The sequence below is a fragment of the Salinarimonas sp. genome, from assembly GCF_040111675.1.
Taxonomy (GTDB): Bacteria; Pseudomonadota; Alphaproteobacteria; order Rhizobiales; family Beijerinckiaceae; genus Salinarimonas.
Genome location: NZ_CP157794.1, coordinates 66,300 through 84,738, shown reverse-complemented (window position 1 = coordinate 84,738; position 18,439 = coordinate 66,300). Strand labels below are relative to the sequence as shown.

Below are 18,439 nucleotides of genomic sequence, written 5' to 3'. Positions count from 1 at the left end.
CGGAGCGAAAGCGACGCGTTCCGCGAAGCGGAAATCCACGGCTGCCGGCGGCCGCGCCCGTCCTCGGCTTCGCCGAACGAGCTTCGCGCGCCCCATCCGACTCGGCTTCGCCGAGCCACCTTCCCCTACAGGGAAGGAGCGGAGCGGTCGCGCGGAACGCGATACGACCCCATACGAGCCGACCATGAGCACCGATCGAGATCCCGCTCGAAATCCCGCCCGAGACCCGCGCGACGCGACCCGCACGGAGACCGGCACGGATCTCGCGCCGCACGCGCGCGTTCCGGTGAAGATCGAGGAGGCGCTCGGCGCCGCCGCGATGGCGCTGATCGTCGCGATCTCCTTCGGCAACGTGGTGGTTCGCTACCTCACCAACGCCTCCTTCGCCTTCACCGAGGAGTTCTCGGTCTTCCTCCTCGTGTTCATGACCTTCGTGGGCGCCTCCGCCGCCTTCGCCACGAACGAGCACATCCGCATCACCTTCTTCCTCGAGCGCATGGGCCGCCGCGGGCGGATCGCGGCGGAAGCCGTGACGCTCCTCGCGACGACCGCGATGTTCGCCCTCGTCGTCTATTACGGCGGCCAGGTGACCTTCGACGAATGGTACTGGGAGGAGACGTCGCCGGGTCTCGGCTACCCGGCCTGGATCTACACGGTATGGCTGCCGCTGCTCTCCCTCGTGATCATCGGCCGGGTGATCGGGCGCGGGATCGCGGTCTTCCGCGGGCGGGCGCGCTGATGGATCCGAACCTGATCCTGCTCCTCGCCTTCGCGGCCCTCCTCGTCATCGGCACGCCGATCGCGGTGGCGCTCGGCATCGCCGGGGCGATCGGCATCGTCATCGGGCTCGACCTCACGGCGCTGGCGATGGTCGGCACCAACACCTACAACGCCATCGCCAAGTACCCGCTGATCGCGATCCCGCTCTTCATCCTCACCGGCATGGTGTTCGAGCGCTCCGGCGTCGCGAGCCGGCTCGTGACCTTCGCGCAGGCGATCGTCGGGCCGCGGCGGGGCGGGCTCGCGCTCGTCGCGATCCTGGTCTGCCTGATCATGGGCGGCATGTCCGGCTCCGGCGTCGCCGACGCGGCGGCGGTCGCGACCGTGATGCTGCCCTCGATGATGAAGGCGGGCTACCCCAAGCCCTTCTCCGCCTCCGTCATCGCCGCCTCGGCGGCGACCGCGATCCTGATCCCGCCCTCGATCGCGCTCATCGTCTACGCCATCCTCGTGCCGGGCGTCGACCTGCGCGCGCTGTTCGCGGCGGGACTGCTGCCGGGCCTCCTCGTCGGCGCGGCGATCGCGGTCCCCACCCTGCTCCTCTCCCGAAAGCACGATTTCGGCGCGAACGAGGGCTTCAAGCGCCCGCCCTTCTGGCAGAGCTTCTACCGGGCGCTGCCGGGGCTGATGGCGCCCGTGATCATTCTCGGCGGCCTGCGCTCGGGCCTGTTCACGCCCACGGAGACCGCCGTGGTCGCCGCGGTCTACGGGCTGATCGTCGGCACTCTCTTCTACCGCAACATGGGGGTCGCCGAGGTCTACCGCACCTTCGTCGATTCGGCGAAGATCTCGGGCGTGCTGATGCTGATCATCTCGCTCGCGGGCCTGTTCGCCTGGGCGGGCTCGACCATGGGCGCCTTCCGCGCCGCGGCGGACCTGATCATCTCGCTGTCGGATTCCGAGTGGATCACGCTCCTCGTCGTGATGGCGCTGCTGCTTCTCGCGGGCATGGTGCTCGACGGGGTGTCCATCTTCCTGATCACGCTGCCGCTGCTCGTCCCCGTCATGCAGACCTTCGGCTGGTCGCAGGTCTGGTTCGGCGTGGTGATGGCGATCAACATCGCCATCGGCCAGGTGACGCCGCCGGTGGCGGTGAACCTGATGGTCACCGCCAAGGTCGCGAACGTGCCGATGGAGACCACCTTCCGCTGGGTGTTCTGGCTCGTCGGCGCGATGGTGGTCGCGCTCGCCTTGGTGATCGTGTTCCCCGAGATCGCGCTGTGGCTGCCGCGCGTGCTCGGGTATCGGGTGACGTGAGATGGGGGGACGCCAACGCTGTCATCCCCGGCCGGAGCCGCGCAGCGGCGCAGGGGAAGGGGACCCAGCGCAAGAATTCGCGCCGAAGGCGCTCGATTGCCGCCGACCAGGCGGCTGGTCGCCGCCGAAAAGGAGCGCCTCCGGCGCGACGAGTGGTGCTGGGTTCCCTTCCCCTCCATTCGCTTCGCTCATTCCGGCCGGGAATGACAGCGGAGAGCTTCACGAGATGAGGACATCGCGATGACCAACGAGATGACCGGCGGCGAGGTGCTCGCGCGGATGCTGCAGGCGCACGGGGCGGGGCCGATCTTCGGGATGGGCGGCTTCCAGCTCCTGCCCTTCTACGACGCCTGCCGGCGGCTGGGGCTCGCCCACTCGCTGATCAACGACGAGCGCTGCGGCGCCTTCGCCGCGGACGCCTACGCCAAGGTCTCGGGCCGCGTCGGGCTGGTCGACGCGACGCTGGGGCCGGGCGCGACGAACCTCGTCACCGGGCTCGTCGAGGCGCTCAACGCCGGCTCGCCGGTCGTCGCCATCGTCGGGGACACGCACCGCGCCCATTCCTGGAAGAACATGACGCAGGAGGCGCATCAGGCCGAGATCCTGCGGCCGGCGGTGAAGGAGCTGATCCGCGTCGATGTGACGGCGCGCCTGCCCGAGCTCGTGCGCCGCGCCTTCGCGGTCGCGACCACGGGCCGGCCGGGGCCGGTCGCCCTGATCGTGCCCGAGGACGTCTGCCACGACACGCTCGCCGTCGATCCCGAGAGCCTCACGGCCAATACCCGCTACCAGATGGCTCCGGCCTTGCGCGCCCGCCCGGACGCGCACGCGCTGGCCGAGGCGGCGGCGCTGCTGGCGAACGCCGAGCGCCCGCTGATCCTCGCCGGCGGGGGCGTGCACATCTCCCGCGCCGCCGAGGCGCTGCAGGCCTTTGCCGAGCGCTTCTCGATTCCCGTCGCGCACACCATGTCCGGCAAGGGCGCGATCTCCTGCGCCTCGCCCCTCTCGGCGGGCCTGTTCGGCCGCTACGACCGCATCGCCAACGGCCTGATCGCGGAGGCGGACGTCATCCTCGCTGTGGGCTGCAAGCTCGGCGAGATCGCCACCAAGCGCTACACCGTGCCCCCGCCCGGCAAGACCCTGATCCATCTCGACATCGTGGCCGAGGAGATCGACCGCACCTATCCCGCCGCGGTGGCGCTCTGGGGCGACGCCAAGGCGGGCGTCAACGCGCTCAACGACGCCATGGCGGGCCGGTCCCCGCCGACGGGACGCGGCGCCTGGTGCGACGGGGTCGTCTCGCGCATGGCCGCCTGGCGCGAGAGCGCCCGCGAGCGGCTGGAGAGCGAGGAGGTCCCGGTCGCCATGGGACGCCTGATGGGCGAGCTCACCCGCCTCCTGCCCGCGGACGCCGTCCTCGTCGCCGACGGCGGCTTCGCGGCGCATTGGGGCGGGCTGCTGTTCGACCAGAAGCGCGCCGGCCGCGGCTTCCTGCCCGATCGCGGCTTCGCCTCCATCGGCTACGGCCTGCCCGGCGCCATGGGCGCGAAGCTCGCCGCGCCGGAGCGCCCGGTGCTCGCCATCACCGGCGACGGCGGCTTCAACATGGTGCTCGGCGAGCTCGAGACCGCCCGGCGGATGGGGCTCGCGGTGGGGATCATCGTCGTCAACAACGCCGCCTCGGGCTACGTCAAGGCGCTCCAGCACCTGATGTACGGCGAGGGCGCCTACCAGTCCTCCGACCTCGCCGAGACGAGCTACGCCCGCGTCGCCGAGGCGATGGGCTGCGCGGGCGTGCGGGTCGAGACGCCGGACGCTCTCGCCCCCGCGCTGAAGCAGGCGCTCGCGCACCGCGACGGGCCGTTCGTCATCGACCTCGTCGTCACCCGCGATCCCGCGAAGATGCTCCCCGCCGCGGACAGCCGCGCGGTCCAGGTGAAGAAGGGCGACCGTGTCGCCTGAGGCCGCCACCCGCGGGCCGATCCTGGCCGACACGATCACCCGCCTGCCCGAGGGCGCGGCGGGCGCGGTGGTGGTGACGGGCTCGCACGGGGGCGTCTACGCCGCCTACGTCGCCCGGCGCGACGGGGTGCGCGCGGCGATCTTCAACGATGCGGGCGTGGGGAAGGACGACGCCGGCATCGGCGGCCTCGCCTGGCTCGACGACGCCGGGATGGCGGCGGCGACGGTGGCGGCCGCCTCCGCCGACATCGGCGATGCGGCCGACATGCTGGCCCGCGGCGCGATCTCGCACGTCAACGCACGCGCCGCCGCGCTCGGCGTCGCGCCGGAGATGGCCTGCGCCGAGGCCGCGTCGCGCCTCGCGGGGGCGCCGCCCCCGGTGGGACCGTACGCCGCGCTGGCGGAGACCCGCCGCACGCTCCCCGGCGGCGCGCGACCCGTCGTCCTCGTCGACAGCGCCGCCCTGGTGACGCGAGAGGATTCCGGCGCGATCGTCGTCACGGGCTCGCACGGCGCGCTCTTCGGCGGCGATCCGCGGAACGCCCTCAAGGCCGACGCCGCGCTCGCGCTGTTCAACGACGCCGGCGGCGGCGTCGGAATCACCCGCCTGCCCGCGCTCGAGGGCCGCGGGATCGCGGCGGCGACGGTCTCGGCGGCCTCCGCGCGTATCGGGGACGCGCGCTCGACGCTGGAGGACGGGATCGTCTCGGCCGTCAACGCCCATGCGGCGGCGCTCGGCGGGCGCGTCGGCATGACGGCCCGCGACCTCGTCCGGCGCGCCCGAGGCGCCTGAGGCGCGATCGGACGCCGAACGCTCTTGCGGCGGAGCCTTTCGCGTGGTGATGTCCGGCCCCGGGAAGCGTCCCGGGTTGGCGGGACGATCCGTCACCAGCCCGAGCCCAGAGCCCGATGTCCCCCCGCCAGATCGTCACGCTCTCCGGTAGCCCGCTCTCCTTCGACACGCTGGTGCGCGTCGGCGCCGGCCTCGCCGTGCCGCGGGCGGACGAGGACGCGCTCGCGCGGGTGCGGCGCGCGCGGGCGGCGGTGGACGACGCCATGGCCGCGGGCGTCCCGGTCTACGGCGCGACGACGGGGGTCGGCGCCATGAAGGACGTGAGCTGGTCGGAGGACGAGCTCGACGCCTTCAACGCCGGCCTGGTGCGCGCCCACCATTTCGGCACCGGCGCGCCCTTTCCGCTCTCGACCGTGCGCAACGCCATCACCATCCGCATCAACACGGCGCTGACGGGCCGCGTCGGCTGCTCGACCGAGCTCGTCGCCGCCTATATCGCGCTGCTCGAGCGCGACGTGATCCCGGTCGTGCGCCGCACGGGATCGATCGGCTGCGCCGATATCGGCCTCATGGGCCAGATCGGCGCCATGCTCACGGGCGTGGGCGAGGCGATCTACAAGGAGCGCCGGCTGCCCGCCTCCATCGCGCTGGAGGAGGCGGGGCTCGCGCCCATCCGCCTGCGCCCGCGCGATTCGCTCGCCTCGATCTCGGTCAACGCCATCGGCCACGCCGCCGCGGCGGAGGCGACCCGCGCGGCGGCGCACGCGCTGCGCGTCCTCCTCGCCACGAGCCTCGCCACCGCCGGCGCGCTCGGCGCCTCGCGTTCGCCCTGGAAGGCCGTCGCCCATGTCGGCACCGAGCGCGAGGCGACGATCGGCGCCTGGCTCTACGAGAACGCCCGCGGCTGGGACTGGCCGAACGCCACCCACGTGCAGGACCCGCTCTCCTTGCGCATGATGGCGCAGGTCTTCGGCACGCTGTTCCAGAGCCTGCTCGTCTGCGCCAATACCGTGCTCGCAGCCACCGGCCGAACCGACGACAATCCCGTCGTCATCGACGGGGAGGTGCTCACCTCCGGCGGCTCGCTGCCCCTCGACGTGACCGTGTTCATGGAGACGCTGCAGCTGGCGCTGACCCATCTCGCGCGCAATTCCTTCAACCGCTGCGTGCTCCTCGGCAACGGCGTGCGCCGCGAGCTGCCGGTGAACCTCGTGCCGCACGGCGCCATCGCCACCGGCTTCGGCCCGGTGATCAAGCTCGCGGGCGAATTGTTCACGCGCATCCTCTCGATGTCGAACCCGGTCTCGCCGCAGCCCCTCGTCGTCGCGGGCGGGCTCGAGGACGAGGCGGCCTTCCTGCCGCTGGTCAACGAGCGCGTCGACCGGCAGGTGCGCGCCCTGCGCCGCATGGCCGCGCTGGAGGGGCTTCTCGCCGCGCAGGCGATGGATATCCTCGGCGACCGTCCCAAGGGCGTCGCCGGCTTCGTCTACGACCTCGTGCGCAGCCACGCCGCCTTCTACGACGTCGACCGCCCGCTCTCGGCCGAGGTCGAGGCCATCGAAGGGGAGCTCGCCTCCGAGCGCGTGCTCGGCGAGTTGATCGCGCTGGCGCCGCTTCCGGAAATCGACGACGTTTTCGCCCTGCGACCGATCCATTAGCCCCGCTTCACCGTTCCCCGAGAGAGCCCGGCGGCGCCGGGACCCGACGAGAGAGGGAGAACAGCATGCGTCACGTCCTCACGACCCTGTCCGCCGCGGCGTTCCTGGCGGCAGGCGCCGCCCAGGCCCAGGTCGTCGTCTCCTCGAAGATCGACACCGAAGGCGGCGTCCTCGGCCAGATCATCCTCCAGGCGCTCGAGGATGCGGGCGTCGAGACCCAGAACCGGCTTCAGCTCGGCGGCACGCCCATCGTGCGCGAGGCGATCGTCGCCGGCGAGATCGACCTCTACCCGGAATACACCGGCAACGCGGCCTTCTTCTTCAACGAGCCCGACAGCGCGGTCTGGAAGAGCTTCGAGGAGGGCTACGCGCGCGCGGCCGAGCTCGACCGCGAGGCCAACGACATCGTCTGGCTCGAGCCCGCCCCGGCCAACAACACCTGGGCCATCGCGGTGCGCGCCGACCTCGCCGCGGAGCACGGCCTCGAGACGATGAGCGATTTCGGGGAGTACGTCTCCGGCGGCGGCGAGATCGTGCTCGCGGCCTCCGCCGAGTTCGTGAACTCCCCGGCCGCGCTGCCGGCCTTCCAGGAGACCTACGGCTTCGAGCTCTCCCCCGACCAGCTGATCACGCTGTCGGGCGGCGACACGGCGGCGACGATCGCGGCCGCGGCGCGGCAGACCTCGGGGGCGAACGCCGCCATGGTCTACGGCACCGACGGCGGCATCGAGCCTTCCGGGCTCGTCGTCATGGAGGACGACCAGGGCGTCCAGCCGGTCTACGCGCCCGCTCCGCTGGTGCGCGCCGCGGTGCTCGAGACCCATCCGCAGATCCCGGAGATCCTGAACCCGGTCTTCGAGAAGCTCACGCTCGAGACGCTCCAGGAGCTCAACGGTCGCGTCCAGGTCGGCGGCGAGGCCGCGAGCGGCGTCGCGCAGGACTTCCTCATCCGCGAGGGCTTCCTGCAGTGAGGCGAAGCCCGACACCTCCCCGCAGGGGAGGTCGACGGCTCGCAGAGCCGGCGGGTGGGGATGGCGCACCTCACGCGCCCTGACGCGCCCGCCCCTCCGGGCCGCTTCGCGGCCCACCTCCCCTGCGGGGAGATGGCGGGCGGCGCGGGATCGAACGGAGGAGACGCGCATGGCCAGCGGGACAGAGGCCGCCGTCGCGCCGCGGGCGCGGGTCGCGCTCGACAAGCTCGGGGTGCTCCTCGCCGCCCTCGTCGCCGGCGGCGCCCTGGCTCTGCCTTTCGCGACCTTCCGCGCCAACCGGATCGTGCTCGGCGAGGCCCGCGGGATCCTGGAGGCGCTGCCGGCGCTGCCGGGCTGGACGCTGCTCGCCCTCCTCGCCGCCGCCGGCGCGATCGCGCTCGTTCGCACGCCGATCCGCTGGCGGCTCTCGGCGAGCCTCGTCGCGCTCGTCGCGCTCCTCGTCGCCATCGGGCTCGCCGGCTCGTTCCTGACGCCGGAGGGGAACACCTTCGCCCGGGTCTCGCCCGGCTCCGGCTTCTGGGTGCTGGTCTTCGCCTTCGCGCTGATGGCGGCGGACGCGCTCTCGCGGCTCTCGCTCTCGCCGGTGAAGCGGCTCGTCGGGCTCGCCGCCGTCGCCGGCGTGATCGGCGCGATCCTCCTCTCGGGCCTGTGGGACGACCTCTCGATGCTGAAGGAATACGCGACCCGCGCCGACGCCTTCTGGCGCGAGGCCGGCACCCACGTGCTCCTCGCCTTCGGCTCGCTCGCTGCAGCCACCGCGACCGGCATCCCGATCGGCGTCGCCTGCTATCGCTCGCGGCGGCTGCGCGCGCCGGTGCTGAACGGGCTCAACATCGTCCAGACCATCCCCTCCATCGCGCTGTTCGGGCTCCTCATCGCGCCCATGGCCTGGATCGCGGCGAACGTGCCGGGCGCCTCCGCGCTGGGCATCGCCGGCATCGGCGCGGCGCCGGCGCTCGTCGCGCTCTACGCCTATTCGCTGCTCCCCGTCGTCTCGAACACGGTCGTCGGCCTCGACGGGGTGCCGCGCCAGACCGTCGATGCGGCCGCCGGGATGGGCATGACCGCGGGCCAGCGGCTGGCGCAGGTGGAATTCCCCCTCGCCTTTCCGGTGATCCTCACCGGCATCCGCATCGTGCTCGTGCAGAACATCGGGCTCGCCACCATCGCGGCGCTCATCGGCGGCGGCGGCTTCGGCGTCTTCGTCTTCCAGGGGATCGGCCAGACGGCGATGGACCTGGTGCTGCTCGGCGCCGTCCCGACGGTGGCGCTGGCCGTTGGCGCGGCGGTGGTCCTCGACGCGCTGATCGAGCTGAGCGAACGCCCCGGCGTGAGGGAGGCGCGCGGATGATCGAGATCGACACCGTCACCAAGGTCTATGGCACGGCGACCGTCGTCGACCGGGTCTCGCTGACCGTGCCGTCCGGCACCATCGCCGTGATCGTCGGCACCTCGGGCTCGGGCAAGACCACCCTGATGCGGATGATCAACCGCCTGGTGGAGCCGACCTCGGGCGCGGTGCGTATCGACGGGGAGGACAACCATGCCCTCCCCGCCTACGAGCTGCGCCGCCGCATCGGCTACGCCATCCAGGGCCACGGCCTGTTCCCCCACCGCACGGTGGCGCAGAACATCGGCACCGTGCCGAGCCTGCTCGGCTGGGAGAAGAAGCGCATCGCCCACCGCGTCGACGAGCTGCTCGACCTGTTCCAGCTCGAGCCGGAGGCCTTCCGCGAGCGCATGCCGCACGAGCTCTCCGGCGGCCAGCAGCAGCGCATCGGCGTCGCCCGGGCGCTCGCGGCCGAGCCGAACATCCTCCTGATGGACGAGCCCTTCGGCGCGCTCGACCCGATCATCCGCGCCAAGGCGCAGGAGGATCTCCTCGGCATCCAGAAGCGCTTCGGCACGACGATCGTGCTCGTCACCCACGACATGGAGGAGGCGATCCGCCTGGGCTCCTGCATCGCCGTGATGGACGAGGGGCGGCTCCTGCAATACGCGCCGCCCGCCGAGATCATCGCGAAGCCCGCGACGCCGTTCGTGAAGGAGCTGATCGGCGCGGCGGAGCGACCCTTCCGGCTCCTGTCCCTCGCCCATGTGGGCGATCTCGTCGAGGAGGGCGAGGCGCCCGGCGCGCCCGTGCCGGCCGCGCTGTCGGCGCGCGACGCCTATGCGGAGCTGCTCTGGTCGGGCCGCGAGGCCGCGCCGGTGGAGCAGGACGGGGCGGTCGTCGGGCGCGTCACGCTGTCCAGCCTCACGCGACGCGCCGCGAGGCCGTCATGAGAGCCGGGCTCGTCCTGCGGGCCGTGGCGCTCGTCCTTCTCCTCGCCTTCCTGATCGCGCCGGAGGCCTTCACGCCGGTCTTCGCGCCGCTCACCGAGCGCGGCGCGCCGCCGATCTACCTTCAGGCCGACATGCTGGCGCTGGCGGCCAACCACCTCGCCCTCGTCGTCGCGGCGACGGTGGCGGCGACGCTCGTCGCGGTCGGTCTCGCTGTGGTGGTGACGCGCCCCTTCGGCGCGGAATTCCTGCCGCTCTCGCGCTCGATCGCGAATATCGGCCAGACCTTCCCGCCCATCGCCGTGCTGGCGCTCGCCGTGCCGGCGCTCGGCTTCGGCGCGGCGCCGACCTTCGTCGCGCTCTTCCTCTACGGCCTCCTGCCGATCTTCGAGAACGCGCTCACCGGGCTGACCACGCTCCAGCCCACCGTGCGCGACGCCGCCCGCGGCATGGGCATGACCGGCCGGCAGCGGCTCGTGCAGGTGGAATTGCCGCTCGCCCTCCCCGTCATTCTCGCCGGCATCCGCCTCTCCACCGTGATCGCGCTCGCCACCGCGACGATCGGCTCGACGGTGGCGGCCTCGACGCTCGGCGAGGTGATCATCGCCGGCTTGCTGACGAACAACGTCGCGTTCATCCTGCAGGGCGGCCTCGTGGTCGGCGCGCTCGCGGTCTTGATCTACGACGCCTTCCTGTGGGTCGAGCGCGCGCTGGCGCGGCGGATGGGGCGGTTCGCATGAGGGTGAGGACGTCGATCCCGACGCGCGGCAGGCTCCCCTCTCCCTCGTGGAGAGGGGAGCCCGTGGCGGCCCGCATGACGCGTGACGAGACCTTCTGAAAGGGGCCAGAGCAGCCATGTCCGACTTCGATCTCGTCCTCTCCGGCATCGTCGTCCTGCCGCATCGCGTGCTGGAGACCGGCTGGGTCGCCGTGCGGGGCGAGACCATCGCCGCGATCGGGGAGGGCGTCCCGCCCGCCGGGCGCGAGACGCATGCGCTGGGCCGGGCGCTGATCCTGCCCGGGGCCATCGACGCGCAGACGCATTCGCTGTCGCAGAAGGGCCAGGAGGACTTCGTCTGGTCGACGCGCACCGCCGCGGCGGGGGGCGTCACCACGCTCGTCGACATGCCCTACGACGAGGGCGCGGTGGTCAACAAGGCGGCGCAGGTGGCGGCGAAGGCGGCGAACGCCGAGGCGCAGGCGCGGGTCGATTTCGCCCTCTACGGCACGATCGACCCGGAGGAGGGCGTCTACCGCATCCCCGAGCAGGTCGAGGCCGGCGTATGCGCCTTCAAGTTCTCGACCTTCGGCACCCACCCGACGCGCTTTCCCCGGATCGACCCGCCGCTCCTCGCCGACTGCTTCGCGGCCGTGGCGAAGACCGGGCTCGCGGCCGGCGTGCACAACGAGGACGACGAATCGGTGCGCGCCGGCATCGCGCGCACGCAGGCGGCGGGCATCACCGACTGGCGGGCCCACGGCCTCTCGCGCCCGCCGCTGACCGAGCTCCTCGCCATGGCGCAGATCTACGAGACCGGCGTCGCCACCGGCTGCCCGGCGCACGTAGTGCACTGCTCGCTCGCCCGCGGCTACGAGCTCGCGGCGAGCTACCGCGCACAGGGCTTCGCCGCCACCGCCGAGTGCCTGATCCACTATCTCGTGCTCGCCGAGGAAGAGGACATGCCCCGCCTCGGCGGGCGGGGCAAGGCCAACCCGCCGATCCGCTCCGCCGCCGAGCGCGAGGGCCTCTGGCGGCAGGTCGCGGCGGGGAACGTCTGGCTGGTCTCGACCGACCACGTCTCCTGGTCGCTCGACCGCAAGAGCCACGCGAACATGTTCGACAACGCGTCCGGCGTACCGGGGCTGGAGGCGCTGGTGATGGCCTTCGTCGCGGGCGCCGTGAAGCGCGGCGTGCCGCTCACCTGGGCGGCGCGGCTGATGGCGGCGAACCCGGCGCGGCATTTCCGCATCGACCACGTCAAGGGCGCCCTCACCCCCGGCCGCGACGCGGACATCTGCGTCCTCACCCCCGAGCCGATCACGTTCGACGCGTCGAAGACCGGCCACAACGTGATCGGCTGGTCGCCCTACGACGGGATGACCTTCCCCTACCGCGTCGCCGCCACCTGGTCGCGCGGCGCGCAGGTGTTCGACGGGACGCACGTCGCCGATCCCGGGCGCGGGCGCTTCGTGCGCCCGCCCCTCACCCACATCCTCGCAGAAGACAGAGCATGAGAGCCAATCTCCCGGTCGACCCCGCCCGCCTCGCCGCCGACATCGACGGCCTCGCCGCGATCACCGAGCCGGACCGGCCGTGGACGCGCCGGGCCTTCACGCCGATCTTCCTGGAGGGCCGCGCCTTTCTCGAGGCGCGCATGCGCGAGGCCGGCCTCGAGCCGCGCCTCGACGCCGCCGGAAACCTGATCGGTCGTCGCGCCGGCGTGAAGCCCGGGCTCGGCACGATCATGGTCGGCTCGCATTCGGACACCGTGCCCTCGGGCGGGCGCTACGACGGCATCGCCGGCGTCGCCGCGGGGCTGGAGGTGGCGCGCGCGCTCACGGACCGGGGCGTGACGCTCGACCACGATCTCGAGGTCGTCGACTGCCTCGGCGAGGAGGTCACGGTCTTCGGCGTCTCCTGCGTCGGCTCGCGGGGCATGGCGGGGCTCGTGCCCGAGGCCTGGCTCGCGCGCCGCGACGCGGACGGGCGTACGCTGCCCGAGGGGATCGCCATGGTCGGCGGAGACGTGGCGAAGCTCGCGCAAGCGACGCGCGACGACGTCCGGGCGTTCCTCGAGCTGCACATCGAGCAGGGGCCGGTTCTCGAGGCCGAGGGCGAGGACATCGGCGTCGTCTCCGCCATCGCCGGCATCACCCGCTTCGAGATCGTGGTCGAGGGCCGGGCCGATCACGCCGGCACCACGCCGATGACCGGCCGCGCCGACGCCCTCGTCGCGGCCTCGCGCATCGTCGGCGAGATCCGCGCCCTGGCGCGGGGCCTCGCCGCCGGGCCGGAGCATTTCGCGGCCACCGTCGGCGAGTTCGCCATCGAGCCCGGCGCGGCGAACATCGTGCCGTCCCGGACCCGCATGCTGATCGACGCGCGCGCCGAGAACCGGGCGGCGATGGAGACCTTCGCCGCGCGTCTCGCGCAGATCGCGGCGGAGGTCGCAGCCGCCGAGGGCGTGACGATCGCCCCGCCGGGGCGGGTCTCGGACGCCATGCCGACCCCGCTCGACCCGCTCGTGATCGAGACGCTCGCCGCCGCCTGCGACACGGTCGGCGCCCGGCGCCGGCCGATGGCCTCGGGCGCGGGCCACGACACCGGCTGGATGGCGAAGATCGCCCGGGCCGGCATGATCTTCGTGCCCTGCGCCGGCGGGCGCTCGCACGCGCCGGAGGAGAGCGCCGAGATCGCAGACGTGGCCCTCGGCGCGGCCGTGCTGGCGGAGGCGGTCATCCGCCTCGACAAGAGCCTGCAAGACATCCGAGAGGAGACCTGACGCATGGGCCGCATCCTCACCGAGACCGACGTCGAAGCCGCCGTGAAGGGCGGTTCCGTCTACGCCGCCGGCGGCGGCGGCTGGGCCGACCACGGCCGCATGCTCGGATACGCCGCCGTCTCGATCGGCAAGCCCGAGCTCGTCTCCATCGACGAGCTCGCCGACGACGATTGGGTCGCCACCGCCGCCGCCATCGGCGCGCCGGCCTCGACGACGCCGTGGGAGATGCGCGGCGTCGACTACGTCAAGGCCGTCGAGCTCCTCCAGGAGGCGCTCGGCGCGCGGGTGGCGGGGCTGATCGTCGGCCAGAACGGCCGCTCCTCGACGCTCAACGCCTGGCTCCCCTCCGCCATCCTCGGCACGAAGGTGGTGGACGCGGTGGGCGACGTGCGCGCGCACCCGACCGGCGACATGGGCTCGATCGGGCTCGCGGGGAGCCCCGCGCCGATGATCCAGACGGCGGTGGGCGGCAACCGCGCCGAGAACCGCTACATCGAGCTCGTGGTGCGCGGGGCGACCGCGAAGGTCTCGCCGATCCTGCGCACGGCCTCCGACCAGTCCGGCGGCTTCATCGCCTCCGCCCGCAACCCGGTGCCCGCGTCCTACGTGCGCGCCAATGCGGCGCTCGGCGGGATCTCGCTGGCGCTCGCGCTCGGCGAGGCGATCCTGGCCGCCGAGACGAAGGGCGGTTCCGCCGTGATCGACGCGATCGTCGAGACGACGAAGGGCGCGATCATCGCGAAGGGCGCGATCACGAGGAAGGCGGTCGTCTACACCAACGAGGCCTTCGACATCGGCACCGTGACGGTGGGCGCGGGCGACGGGGCGCGCACGCTCCACGTCATGAACGAGTACATGGCGGTGGAGGACGCGGGCGGCGCCCGCCTCGCGACCTTCCCGGACGTGATCACCACGCTCGACCCCGCCGGCGAGCCGCTGTCCGTGGGCCAGCTGCACGAGGGCATGGAGGTCGTGGTGCTCCACGTGCCCAAGAGCGTGATCCCGCTGGCCTCGAGCGTCCTCGACCCGGCGGTGTACCCGTCGGTGGAGAAGGCGATGGGGATCGCGATCGCGCGATACGCGCTGGACGGGGGGTGAGGTGCGCATCGGTGTCATCCCCGGCTGGAGCGCCGAAGGCGCGCAAGGGAAGGGGACCCAGCGCAAGGATTCTGCGCCGCAGGCGCTCGATCGGCGGCGACCAGCCGCCTGGACGGCGGCGGCGGAGCGCCTGCGGCGCCCCATTCTCGCGCTGGGTCCCCTTCCCCTGCGCTCGCTTCGCTCGCTCCGGCCGGGGATGACGGGCGTTGCCGCTCATCGGTGCCCGGTGAAAACATAGGAATCCGCCATGCCGACCCATAACCCCCGCCACCCGAACTTCCCCATTCCCGGCGGCGAGGCGCTGCGCGCCAAGGGCTGGCGGCAGGAGGCGCTGCTGCGGCTGCTCGAGAACGTGCTGGCGGTGGGCGAGAACCCGGACGAGCTGATCGTCTACGCCGCACTCGGCAAGGCGGCGCGATCGTGGCCGGCGCACCGGGCCATCGTCGAGACGCTGCTTTCCATGGACGAGGACCAGACCCTGGTGATCCAGTCGGGCAAGCCGGTGGGGCTCATCAAGACCCATACCGACGCGCCCCTCGTCATCATGGCGAACTGCAACATCGTGGGCCAATGGGCCAAGGCGGAGATCTTCTACGAGCTGGAGAAGAAGGGCCTCATCGCCTGGGGCGGGCTCACCGCGGGCGCGTGGCAGTACATCGGCTCGCAGGGGGTGATCCAGGGCACCTACGAGATCTTCATGCGCATCGCGGAGCAGCGTTTCGGCGGCGATCTCGCCGGGCGCTTCGTGCTGACCGCGGGGCTCGGCGGCATGGGCGGCGCGCAGCCGCTCGCCGGGCGCATGGCCAAGGCCGCGATCCTGTGCGTCGAGGTCGACCCCGAGCGCGCCCGCACCCGCAAGGCGATCGGCTACCTCGAGGAGATCGCCCCCGACCTCGACGCGGCGCTCGCCATGATCGAAGCCGCGGTGGCGGAGCAGCGGCCGCTCTCCGTCGGCCTCGTCGGCAACGCCGCCGACCTCTACCCGGAGATCGCCCGGCGCGGCATCACGCCGGACGTCGTCACCGACCAGACCGCGGCGCACGACCTCGTCTACGGCTACGTCCCGCGGGGCTTTTCGCTGGAGGAGGTGCGGCGGCTGCGGAAAGAGGACCCCGCCCGGCTCATGCGCGAGAGCCGCGCCTCCATCGTCGAGCACGTGAAGGCGATGCTGACCTTCCAGGAGCGCGGCGCGGAGGTGTTCGACAACGGCAACCTGATCCGCTCCCACGCCAAGGACGGCGGGGTGGAGGACGCGTTCTCGATCAAGATCTTCACAAAAGCCTATCTGCGCCCGCTGTTCTGCCGCGCCATCGGCCCGTTCCGCTGGATGGCGCTCTCCGGCGACCCGGACGACATCCGCGTCATCGACGACCTGGTTCTGGAGATGTTTTCCGGCAACGGCATCGTCACCAACTGGATCGCGCTCGCCCGCGAGCATGTGCCCTTCGAGGGCCTGCCGGCCCGCATCGCCTGGCTCGGCCACGGCGAGCGCACGCGGCTCGCCCGCGCGGTGAACGGGCTCGTGGCGCAGGGCCGGCTGAAGGGCCCGATCGCCTTCTCCCGCGACCATCTCGACGCCGGCGCCATGGCCCATCCGCGGATCATGACGGAGAACATGAAGGACGGCTCCGACGCCATCGCCGACTGGCCCTTGATCAGCGCCATGACCCTGTGCGCCTCGATGGCCGATCTCGTCGTGATCCATTCCGGCGGGGGCGGCTATGCCGGCTACATGACCTCGTCGGGCGTCACGCTGGTGGCGGACGGCAGCGAGGCCGCCGACCGGCGCCTCGACCACGCGCTGACGAACGACACGGCGCTCGGCGTCATCCGCTACGCCGACGCCGGCTACGAAGAGGCGCTCGAGGCGGCGGCGGCGCAGGAGGTGGGGCACATTCGCGTGGAGTGACGGGGCGCGGGCGCGCCCCGTCCCGCGCCGGATCAATCCAGCGAGGCCACCTGCACGCGGGTCATCTGGGCCATGACCTTGCGGCCGTAGCCGTTGCAGAAGCTGGCCTTGCGGTGGATGCCCATGTTGTAGGCCGAGACGCCGCCGCAGCCCTCGCCGTGGCGGTCGAGGGCGGCGCGCAGGTAGCGCATGCCGGCCTCGATGCCGGTGGCGCAGTCGCGCAGGTTGCCGGTGACGCCGACCGAGCGGGCGGTGGCGGGCTTCACCTGCATGACGCCGAGCTCGCCGGCGCGGCCCACCGCGTTGCAGCGATAATGGCTCTCGACGGTGGCGACGGCATGCGCCAGCGCCGGGTCGATGCCGTGGCGCAGGGCCGCCTGCGTCACCATCGCCTGGACCGAGCCCGCGGCGGCGGCCGACGCGGCGGCGGCCCGGGTTTCGGACGGGGCCGCGGCCGGGACCTCGGCTGCGGGAGCCTCCACGTCGCCGCGGGCGGCGGCGTCGGCGAGGAAGAAGGCCTGAGCGGTGGCGGCCGGCGCGGCTGACGCCGCCTCGACCTCGGCGGCCTCGGCAGGCGTGGTCTGGGCCGTCTCGGCCTGGGCGGTCTCCACCTGGGCCGCCTCGGCCTCGATCTCGGCCTCGGCCAGGAACAGGGCCGCATTGTCGTTGGCGAGCGAAGGGGTCGCCAGAATCAAGGCGAGCGCGGTCGCGAGAGCGATTCGCATCGTCTCGTTCTCCTCGAGCAATCATGTCCCGCGTCTTCGGCGGGAGGGATGGGACGCGGGATCGAGCGCCGCCGCTTCGGGGGCGGGCTCTCCGCAAGGACGCGGCCCGGTTCTCCGGACGCGGTCGGGGTGCGCCCTGGAGCGGGCGCGGGGACGACGGCGCCTCACGCGCCGACGCTCACGTTCTCGGGGGCGTTCGGGACGAGAATAAGGCGCGTGTCGGGCGCGGTTCTGACGAGCGCGGCCGAAATTCGGGCGTGAGGGCCGCTATCGCCTCAGCTCACGCCGGCGAGCGCCGCCTCGACGTAGCCGTCGGCGAAAGGCGCCTCGCCCGAGAGCACGCCGCCGGCGAGGGCCGCCTCGGCGAGATCGCCCGCGGTCGCGGGCGCCGTCGCGGCCCCGCGGCGGCGGCGCGGCGTCGCGCCCGTCGGCGGCGTGACCGCCATGCTCTCGCGCGCGCCGGGCTTGCGCTCGGCCGAGGGCGAGCGCCCGAAATGCTCGAGATAGGTCTTCGAGAAGTACGAGGCCGAGACGAAGCCGCAGGAGAGGGCGATCTCCAGCACCGGCAGGCTCGTCTGCCGCAGCAGCTGGCGGGCGCGCTGCAGGCGCACCTTCATGTAGTAACGCGTCGGCGGCTCGCCGAGATACTTGACGAAGAGCCGCTCCAGCTGGCGCTGCGAGAACCCGGCGGAGCGGGCGAGCTCGGCGCAGGGCAGCGGCTCCTCCACCGTCTCCTCCATCTTCTGGATGACGGTGAGGAGCTTGGGGTGGGCGACGCCGACGCGGGCGCGCAGGTCCATGCGCTGGCGCTCGCGCGCCTCGCGGATGCGGTTGTGGATCAGCAGCTCGGTCACCTGCGAGGCCACGTCCGCCCCGTGGTCCTGCGCCACGAGCGAGAGCGCCATGTCGGCCGCGGCCATGCCGCCGGCGCAGGTGAAGCGGTTGCGGTCGATCTCGAACAGCTCCTGGCTGACGTCGAGCTGGGGGAATTCCGAGGTCAGGCCGGAATGGTAGACCCAGTGGATCGTCGCCCGGTAGCCGTCGAGCAGGCCCGCCTTGGCGAGCACGTAGGACCCCGTGCAGACCGCGCCGACGGACGCGCCGAACTTGGCGAGGCGCCGCACGGTGGCGATGGTCTCGCGATGGTCGAAGGTCTGAATCTCGTTGCCACCGCAGACGATGGCGCGGTCGAGCCCGCGCGCCTCGCTCGTCCGCGCATCCGCCGCCACCGCGACGTGGTTCGACCCCCGCACCGGCTCGCCGTCGGCCGAGTACAGCCGCCAAGCGTAGAGATCTCGGCCGGTGGCGTAGTTCGCCAGCCGAAACGGCTCGATCGCCGAGGTGAAGGCGATCATCGAGAAGTTCGGGGTGAGGAAGAAGCCGAGCTGAACGGTCTTTTCCCCGGCGAGCGTGGCCGTCATGTCCACCTCCGAAGCCGAAAGCCGCACAACTATAGTGTTTCCGCCAGGGCTGACGCAAAAA

15 protein-coding genes are annotated in these 18,439 nt (G+C 72.6%); 13 read left to right on the top strand and 2 right to left on the bottom strand.

Annotation, left to right across the window (positions count from 1 at the left end):
• Nucleotides 1-184: 184 nt before the first annotated feature.
• The 13 genes from ABL310_RS00355 to ABL310_RS00295 all read left to right on the top strand — a co-directional run bounded on the left by ABL310_RS00355 (nucleotide 185) and on the right by ABL310_RS00295 (nucleotide 16,232).
• Complete coding sequence (locus ABL310_RS00355; protein WP_349369743.1) at nucleotides 185-739, top strand: TRAP transporter small permease; 555 nt, start codon at nucleotides 185-187, stop codon at nucleotides 737-739.
• Complete coding sequence (locus ABL310_RS00350; RefSeq protein ID WP_349369742.1) at nucleotides 739-2,037, top strand: TRAP transporter large permease; 1,299 nt, start codon at nucleotides 739-741, stop codon at nucleotides 2,035-2,037. The genes ABL310_RS00355 and ABL310_RS00350 overlap by 1 nt, the downstream gene beginning before the upstream one ends.
• Before the next feature lie 240 nt (nucleotides 2,038-2,277).
• Entirely contained in the window at nucleotides 2,278-3,999 is a 1,722-nt protein-coding gene (locus tag ABL310_RS00345) for a thiamine pyrophosphate-binding protein (RefSeq protein WP_349369741.1), read from the top strand.
• Entirely contained in the window at nucleotides 3,989-4,792 is an 804-nt protein-coding gene (locus ABL310_RS00340) for a hypothetical protein (RefSeq protein ID WP_349369740.1), read from the top strand. The genes ABL310_RS00345 and ABL310_RS00340 overlap by 11 nt, the downstream gene beginning before the upstream one ends.
• A gap of 116 nt (nucleotides 4,793-4,908) precedes the next feature.
• Nucleotides 4,909-6,450, top strand: coding sequence for an aromatic amino acid lyase (locus tag ABL310_RS00335; RefSeq protein WP_349369739.1), 1,542 nt, complete (start codon nucleotides 4,909-4,911; stop codon nucleotides 6,448-6,450).
• Between the two features lie 65 nt (nucleotides 6,451-6,515).
• The gene (locus tag ABL310_RS00330) at nucleotides 6,516-7,421 is read left to right on the top strand and encodes an ABC transporter substrate-binding protein (protein WP_349369738.1); all 906 of its coding nucleotides are present in this window, start codon (nucleotides 6,516-6,518) and stop codon (nucleotides 7,419-7,421) included.
• Nucleotides 7,422-7,590: 169 nt separating this feature from the next.
• Nucleotides 7,591-8,793: an ABC transporter permease gene (locus ABL310_RS00325; RefSeq protein ID WP_349369737.1), complete on the top strand. Its 1,203-nt coding sequence runs from the start codon at nucleotides 7,591-7,593 to the stop codon at nucleotides 8,791-8,793.
• Nucleotides 8,790-9,725, top strand: a complete 936-nt coding sequence (locus ABL310_RS00320; RefSeq protein ID WP_349369736.1) for an ABC transporter ATP-binding protein — start codon at nucleotides 8,790-8,792, stop codon at nucleotides 9,723-9,725. The genes ABL310_RS00325 and ABL310_RS00320 overlap by 4 nt, the downstream gene beginning before the upstream one ends.
• Entirely contained in the window at nucleotides 9,722-10,462 is a 741-nt protein-coding gene (locus ABL310_RS00315) for an ABC transporter permease (protein ID WP_349369735.1), read from the top strand. The genes ABL310_RS00320 and ABL310_RS00315 overlap by 4 nt, the downstream gene beginning before the upstream one ends.
• Nucleotides 10,463-10,577: 115 nt before the next feature.
• Nucleotides 10,578-11,957 (top strand): amidohydrolase family protein, encoded by a 1,380-nt coding sequence (locus ABL310_RS00310; RefSeq protein WP_349369734.1) that lies wholly within the window; start codon nucleotides 10,578-10,580, stop codon nucleotides 11,955-11,957.
• A complete protein-coding gene (locus ABL310_RS00305) occupies nucleotides 11,954-13,225 on the top strand; it encodes a Zn-dependent hydrolase (RefSeq protein ID WP_349369733.1) in 1,272 nt (423 codons plus the stop codon). The genes ABL310_RS00310 and ABL310_RS00305 overlap by 4 nt, the downstream gene beginning before the upstream one ends.
• 3 nt (nucleotides 13,226-13,228) lie before the next feature.
• Complete coding sequence (locus tag ABL310_RS00300; protein WP_349369732.1) at nucleotides 13,229-14,323, top strand: DUF917 domain-containing protein; 1,095 nt, start codon at nucleotides 13,229-13,231, stop codon at nucleotides 14,321-14,323.
• 247 nt (nucleotides 14,324-14,570) lie between these two features.
• Nucleotides 14,571-16,232 (top strand): urocanate hydratase, encoded by a 1,662-nt coding sequence (locus tag ABL310_RS00295; protein ID WP_349369731.1) that lies wholly within the window; start codon nucleotides 14,571-14,573, stop codon nucleotides 16,230-16,232.
• Between the two features lie 32 nt (nucleotides 16,233-16,264).
• On the opposite strand, the gene ABL310_RS00290 is transcribed toward ABL310_RS00295, so the two are convergent.
• Nucleotides 16,265-16,957, bottom strand: coding sequence for a transglycosylase SLT domain-containing protein (locus ABL310_RS00290; RefSeq protein WP_349369730.1), 693 nt, complete (start codon nucleotides 16,955-16,957; stop codon nucleotides 16,265-16,267).
• Nucleotides 16,958-17,232: 275 nt separating this feature from the next.
• Complete coding sequence (locus tag ABL310_RS00285) at nucleotides 17,233-18,378, bottom strand: GlxA family transcriptional regulator (protein WP_349369729.1); 1,146 nt, start codon at nucleotides 18,376-18,378, stop codon at nucleotides 17,233-17,235.
• Nucleotides 18,379-18,439: the final 61 nt, after the last annotated feature.

Bases quoted from the DNA above. Each gene is read 5' to 3' on its own strand.
- ABL310_RS00355 (WP_349369743.1), top strand. From the start codon at position 185: ATGAGCACCGATCGAGATCCCGCTCGAAATCCCGCCCGAGACCCGCGC.
- ABL310_RS00350 (WP_349369742.1), top strand. From the start codon at position 739: ATGGATCCGAACCTGATCCTGCTCCTCGCCTTCGCGGCCCTCCTCGTC.
- ABL310_RS00345 (WP_349369741.1), top strand. From the start codon at position 2,278: ATGACCAACGAGATGACCGGCGGCGAGGTGCTCGCGCGGATGCTGCAG.
- ABL310_RS00335 (WP_349369739.1), top strand. From the start codon at position 4,909: ATGTCCCCCCGCCAGATCGTCACGCTCTCCGGTAGCCCGCTCTCCTTC.
- ABL310_RS00330 (WP_349369738.1), top strand. From the start codon at position 6,516: ATGCGTCACGTCCTCACGACCCTGTCCGCCGCGGCGTTCCTGGCGGCA.
- ABL310_RS00325 (WP_349369737.1), top strand. From the start codon at position 7,591: ATGGCCAGCGGGACAGAGGCCGCCGTCGCGCCGCGGGCGCGGGTCGCG.
- ABL310_RS00320 (WP_349369736.1), top strand. From the start codon at position 8,790: ATGATCGAGATCGACACCGTCACCAAGGTCTATGGCACGGCGACCGTC.
- ABL310_RS00315 (WP_349369735.1), top strand. From the start codon at position 9,722: ATGAGAGCCGGGCTCGTCCTGCGGGCCGTGGCGCTCGTCCTTCTCCTC.
- ABL310_RS00310 (WP_349369734.1), top strand. From the start codon at position 10,578: ATGTCCGACTTCGATCTCGTCCTCTCCGGCATCGTCGTCCTGCCGCAT.
- ABL310_RS00305 (WP_349369733.1), top strand. From the start codon at position 11,954: ATGAGAGCCAATCTCCCGGTCGACCCCGCCCGCCTCGCCGCCGACATC.
- ABL310_RS00300 (WP_349369732.1), top strand. From the start codon at position 13,229: ATGGGCCGCATCCTCACCGAGACCGACGTCGAAGCCGCCGTGAAGGGC.
- ABL310_RS00295 (WP_349369731.1), top strand. From the start codon at position 14,571: ATGCCGACCCATAACCCCCGCCACCCGAACTTCCCCATTCCCGGCGGC.
- ABL310_RS00290 (WP_349369730.1), bottom strand. From the start codon at position 16,957: ATGCGAATCGCTCTCGCGACCGCGCTCGCCTTGATTCTGGCGACCCCT.
- ABL310_RS00285 (WP_349369729.1), bottom strand. From the start codon at position 18,378: ATGACGGCCACGCTCGCCGGGGAAAAGACCGTTCAGCTCGGCTTCTTC.